At 31.7% G+C, this 6,120-nt stretch carries 6 protein-coding genes and 1 pseudogene; all 7 read right to left on the reverse strand.

What is annotated here, in order from left to right; all coding sequences use genetic code 11:
- Positions 1-268: pseudogene (locus RYL55_RS08195) on the reverse strand (aspartate carbamoyltransferase); the annotation flags it as partial.
- A 729-nt stretch (positions 269-997) separates the two neighbouring features.
- On the reverse strand, positions 998-1,378 hold the full coding sequence (locus RYL55_RS08200) for a rhodanese-like domain-containing protein (protein ID WP_315008568.1): 381 nt from the start codon (positions 1,376-1,378) through the stop codon (positions 998-1,000).
- Positions 1,379-1,396: 18 nt separating this feature from the next.
- Positions 1,397-2,365 carry an ROK family glucokinase gene (locus RYL55_RS08205; RefSeq protein WP_315008570.1) on the reverse strand — a complete coding sequence of 323 codons (969 nt, stop codon included), beginning with the start codon at positions 2,363-2,365 and terminating at the stop codon, positions 1,397-1,399.
- Between the two features lie 60 nt (positions 2,366-2,425).
- Positions 2,426-3,124, reverse strand: a complete 699-nt coding sequence (locus RYL55_RS08210; protein ID WP_315008572.1) for a rhomboid family intramembrane serine protease — start codon at positions 3,122-3,124, stop codon at positions 2,426-2,428.
- Positions 3,096-3,719, reverse strand: a complete 624-nt coding sequence (locus RYL55_RS08215) for a 5-formyltetrahydrofolate cyclo-ligase (protein WP_315008574.1) — start codon at positions 3,717-3,719, stop codon at positions 3,096-3,098. Before RYL55_RS08215 ends, RYL55_RS08210 begins: the two co-directional genes overlap by 29 nt.
- A gap of 3 nt (positions 3,720-3,722) precedes the next feature.
- On the reverse strand, positions 3,723-5,177 hold the full coding sequence (locus RYL55_RS08220) for a HAMP domain-containing sensor histidine kinase (protein ID WP_315008576.1): 1,455 nt from the start codon (positions 5,175-5,177) through the stop codon (positions 3,723-3,725).
- A 21-nt stretch (positions 5,178-5,198) separates the two neighbouring features.
- Positions 5,199-5,888: a response regulator transcription factor gene (locus RYL55_RS08225; RefSeq protein ID WP_315008577.1), complete on the reverse strand. Its 690-nt coding sequence runs from the start codon at positions 5,886-5,888 to the stop codon at positions 5,199-5,201.
- Between the last annotated feature and the right edge of the window lie 232 nt (positions 5,889-6,120).

Raw genomic sequence — 6,120 nt, forward strand, 5'->3', positions numbered from 1 at the left:
TTTCTAAAGTTTTACAAGTATCGTATAATGTTTCACCTTTATTCACAGAAGAAGTCGCCACTTCAAAATTAATTACTTTTAATTTATGTTTATACTCTGCAATTTCAAAGCTATGTTTTGTACGAGTAGAATTTTCAAAAAATAAATTAGCTACATATAGGTCATCTCTACTTTCAACGTGCTTCCCATTTTTTAATTCTAATCCTCTTTGAATTAATTGGAACACTTCCTCATTTGTTAAATCTGACATTTTTACAATATTTTTCATAAAATTTCCTCCTCCTGTTTATAAAAAAATACCTTGTAATCTAAAGACTACAAGGTATCCTGATTTTATTTTTAAATTTAAGTTATTATTTGAATGATGATATAAAAACTCTATACTCAAATAAGCTTGTAACGTTAAATTCAATCCCTTGTTAGCCTCTCTGGACTATTTTAAAAAGATATTCTATTTATTTCTTTTTGTTACGAAACATTACTGACTAATAAAATCTTTTTGCGACATCAATTCCTTTCATTTGAGAATGAGTTGCTCATCAAAAAGTTATAAATTCTTTGCTGACCTCTCTGGATCACATTAAAGATGAGTTATTCAAATTGTCAACAGTATAAAGGAATTTTTTCCCTTTGTCAATTAGGAAAAACGATTTTTTTCAACAAAAAAAAGACTTTTCGAGGTAGCATGAGTACTAGAAGCTACTTTAGCTTCTAGTACAAGGAAAATTTGAGACCTTAGGTTCAAATTTTAGCCAAGAGACAGCTCCGCTGGCTACTGGCGTCCTCTGCTACAACAGACAAAGTCTCATTGCTAACGGACTCTCATCAAATCACGCCAAATTAAAAAGACTTTTCGAGGTAGCAAGCGTAAGAGTAGCCACGTTGGCTACTCTTACTCGGGGAAAATCGAGACCTTAGGCTCGATTTTTAGGCATGAGATTCGCCTTGCGAAGCTGCTGCCGTCCCTTGCTACATCAGATAAAGTCTATTTTAATCCTTAATATCCTTTTTTGACCTTCCCTTTCCATGCATCATATCCATTTTTCAAAATGAAAATATTCGAATAACCCTTACGTTTTAAACGATACGCTGCTCTTCCAGAAATCGTCATCCCTTGCTCATATAAATAAATCGGTTGATCTTTTCTCAACTCAAACATGCGATCTTTAAATTGAGAATAAGGAATATTTCTAGCTCCTAAAATATGTCCCGCTCTAAACTCATCTTTTTCACGTAAATCAATCAATTGAACATGACGTAAATCTTTACTAAATTCTTCAGAATCTAAAGTTTCAGCCGAACTACGACGCATCCAAAATAATACCGCAATATACGCAACATATACTGCTAAAATACTCCAAACAATCCAAAATAACATATTATACTACCTCTCTTATTATGATTTTCCAATTAATACTAATGAAGCTGCTCCAATAACTCCAGCATCATTTCCTAATTCAGCCAATGCTAAAACCGTTGAATCCTTAATTGGAGGGAAAACATTTTTTTCAAATTCTTCACGAACACCTGTTAATAAAAATTCTCCAGCAGCACTCACCCCACCACCAATCACAATTCTTGATGGATTTAAGATATTGGCAATATGAGAACATGCTACACCTAAATATTCGGAGAAATGACGAATCACAATTAATGCTAATCTATCTTGCTCTTTTGCTAAATCAAAAACATCTTTTGCAGTAACTAGTTGTCCATCATCAATTCTTGCTTTCAACTCTGAATCTCCAGCATATTGTTCTGCATAGCGACGAGTTAAATTCACAATACCAGTTGCACTTGCTACAGTTTCTAGGCAACCTTTTTTACCACATGTACAAGCAATTGGATCATCAAAATCAACGGCGATATGACCTAGTTCACCACCAGCACCACTAAATCCATGGATTAATTGGTTACCAGCAATGACTCCACCACCAACACCAGTTCCTAGTGTTACAAAAACAACATCTGGTTCATTATTTCCTGCTCCAACCCATTTTTCTCCTAGAGCAGCCACATTCGCATCATTATCAATGTAAAAAGATAAACCTAGTTCTGATTCAATTTGTTGCTTAATCGGTTGTAATGTTTTCCAGTTTAAATTATATGCACCAATAACAGTTCCTTCTTGGCGATTCACTACACCTGGAGAACCCATACCAATTCCTAAAAAATCTTCCTTTGTTAACCCAAGTAACTCAAAATGATGTTTAATCGATTGAATAATATCTAGTACAATATGGCTTCCTTCATCCAAAATATTTGTTGGAATAGACCATTTTTCTTGAATCTCACCATTTTGCGTTAAAATAGCAAATTTAATTGAGGTACCTCCTAAATCAATTCCGATAATTTTTTTATTCATATTCTTCACCTCATAAAACGTATTCATGTTATTTATAGTATATCAGTTAATATAATGATTTCATAGTACTACTTTTTTTGTACCTATGAAAAATAAGACCATAAATACAATAGTATATAGACCAGCAAAAATAACTCTTTGATAAACTTTTGTATATCGATCACCACTAAATGAAAAAATAGCTGTTGCTAAATAACCACCAACTAAGCCACCAATATGTCCATACAAATCCACTCTACTTAATAAAAAACTTGAAGCTAAATTCATGATCAATAAAGCCTTATATTGCATCCCTAATTCCTTGAAAAATCGAATATATCCATGTTTTGTAGATAAATATAAGATAATACCAAATAAGCCAAATAAGGACGTACTTGCACCAGCTGAAATGGACGGACTAAAAGCAAAACTTGCGACATTTCCTATGATTCCACTTAATAAATAAATGATAAAAAATCTTCCTGAACCAATAATACTTTCCAATTGATTTCCTAAAAAATATAAAAAGATACTATTCATTAAAACATGTTCCAAACCAATATGTAAAAATATTGGAGTCACAAATCGCCAATATTGATGCAGAAAGACAATATAAGGATTATATTTTGCACCATAATAAACTAATACGGACGGATTAGTGGATCCTCCACTTACTGTCATTAATAGAAATAAAATAATTTGAAGTAATAAAAATCCATTCGTTACTGTTAAATTTTGAAGAATCAATCGCTTATATCTTTCTTTTTTCCAATAATTCATTTACGTGAATCACTCCTTCTATTGTAATTAACCATTCTACGGGAATATCAAATTTTTCAACATCCCATAGTGCCGTTTCATAGACTTGTTCCATATAGGCTAAACTCACTGTATCATATTCCCCTTGAGATAAAAAACAATCATAATATCCGCCACCAAAGCCTAAACGTTCTCTCTTTTTTGAATAGGCAAGACCTGGAACAATGACTAAATCAATTTCCTCTTCATTCACCCAAATTGGATCGATAGGTTCTTCTATTCCAAACGAATTCTTCCCAAATTCAGTTTGAGGATACCAATAAGCAAAACGCATTTGACGATTCAAAAATGTGATTGGAACGACAATCTGTTTCCCTTGATTTCTCGCTAATGTCACAATATTCTCAGTCGAAAATTCTATCTCCATAGATTTTGTTAATGCAATTATTTTGGCTTCTTTCCATTGCGGAATTTCAGAAAGATAACGAATCACTTGAGTTTCTTGTAACTTTCGAGATTCTTTTGTGAGATTCATTAATACAGTTTTCGCTATCTTTCTAATCTCTTGTTTATTACCTACTTCAAAATGAATTGCCCTATTTTTTTCTTTTTCCATAAATTAATCCTTTTTCTTTTTTGTTAAAGGTAATGTAATACGAAAAATTGAACCATGATTTAGTACAGTTGAAACAGAAATTTCACCATTATAGCTTTCCGTTAATTCTTTTGCAATCGATAATCCTAAACCATTACCGCCTCTTTCTCTAGAACGAGCTTTATCCACACGATAAAATCTTGAAAATATCTTTTTACGATCCTCTTCCGTCATCCCCATTCCAAAGTCTTGTACAGCAATTTCGACATGTTCCTCTCCTTTTGACAAGCTAATAATAATTTCCTTACGATCTAATGAGTATTTAACTGCATTATCCATTAAAATAATGACTACTTGCTCAAAATGATTTAAATAAATTGGAACCCATAATTGTCGTTTCAAATCATCATCAAATACAAATGTAAAATCAGGATACAATACTTCAAAATTATGAACGACTTGTCTAACAACATCCGTTACATTAGTCGTAGCATCTTTATATTGTTCCTTTACTTGAGGAGCCCTTGATAAATCTAACATTTCTTGTACTAAAGTTTTCATTCTTCCTAATTCAAATAGTGAAGCTTGAAGGGATTCTTCTAAAACTTCTGGATCATCTTTCCCCCAACGGTTTAATAATTTTAAATGCCCTTCTACTATGGCAACAGGTGTTCTTAATTCATGAGAAACATCTTCTACGAAATGTTTTTGTTGTTCGATATAAAAACTAATTTTATCTAATAATTCATTAAAATGCTTTGACACGATTGTAAACTCATCATTTTTATTCGAAATACTTAAACGTTTAGTCGCAATATTCTCTTCACTAATCGATGAAATAATTTCTTGAATTTTTTTAATGGGTTTTGTCATTTGATTTGATAAAAAATACCCTAATGCAATAGCAAGAAACATAGATACTGCAATCGCATAAATGGCTAATTGATTTAAATCTTGATTTAATTGCTGCGTATTTACTAAGCGATTGGTAATCGATAAATATCCTAATAACACTCTCGTCTTATTTGATAAAATAGGAACTGATGATTGAACAATTTTTTTACCATTTTTTAAAATTTTTATTTGTGTTTTCGATTCTGTTCCAATAGCTTCTCCATCATTCCATGTTTGAGTTTTAAAAATTTCTTTTCGATTCGTACCAAAGACTTGTACATTAAACTGCTGATCATTTGTATAAAATTTCTTTTGGTAGATCCCATCTTTATCTTTTTGATAACTATTATTTTGATTTAAAACAGCTAAAACATTTGCAGCTGTAATGGGAGATTCATACTCTGATAATTTTTCATTTAATTGTTCACGGTATTTTTCCGTTAGTGCTACTTCTTGACTTTGATAATGTTGTATTTCAAATCCTATAAATCCAACAATTACCATTATTAATAGTAAAAAAATAGTGGTCGAAATAATCAACCACCATTTTTTTCCAACGGAAGTTTCTTCATGTTTTAACTTCATGATTTCCTCCATTATGTCTGATTAACGACGCATTACATAACCTGTTCCTCGAACAGTTTGGATGTAACTTTCACGACCTGGAACGTCAATTTTATTTCTTAAATAACGAATATATACATCAATTACATTTGTTTCAACTTCCATTTTATATCCCCATACTTCGTTTAATAAAACTTCTCGAGATAAAACAACATTAATATTTTCCATTAACATTAATAATAATTCATATTCTCGTTTTGTTAAATCTACTAATTCTCCATTACGACGGACTGTACGGTTTTCTTTTTCAATGACTAAATCACGATATTCTAAAATCGTTTGTTTTTGCACACGCGCTTCTTCTTCGATGCTTAGTCTTCTAAACAATGCACGAATTCTCGCTAAAATCTCTTCAATTTCAAAAGGCTTCACAACATAGTCATCAGCCCCTTGATCTAAACCAGTCACTCGATCCATTACAGAATCTCTGGCAGTCATAATAATAATTGGAGTTTTCTTTACTTGGCGAAGACGACGTACAACTTCTAATCCATTTAGTTCTGGTAACATTAAATCTAATAAAATAACATCCCAATCTTCATCCGTTGCTGATTGAAGTCCACTACGTCCATCAAAACAAATTTTCGTTTCATATCCTTCATGCTGTAGTTCTAATTCCACAAAACGTGCTAAATTTTTTTCGTCTTCAATAATTAAGATTCTTTGTTTCATTGACATGGATACACCTCACCCTAATATTCTTTAATATTCACAGTTATCATAACACATTATTTATTTCCATTATAGCCCTTCCATAAAAAAAACACCATCATAACGATTTTATTTGACTTTTTACCGGTTTTCTTATGATAACTTTTAAAGGATACTGAAAAATTCATTGATGAACTAAAAAAGAGGCTGGGCAAAAAGTCTCAAAAATAGAAGAAAGCACTATAAAATTCTG

The organism is uncultured Granulicatella sp., assembly GCF_963515615.1.
Classification (GTDB): domain Bacteria; phylum Bacillota; class Bacilli; order Lactobacillales; family Aerococcaceae; genus Granulicatella.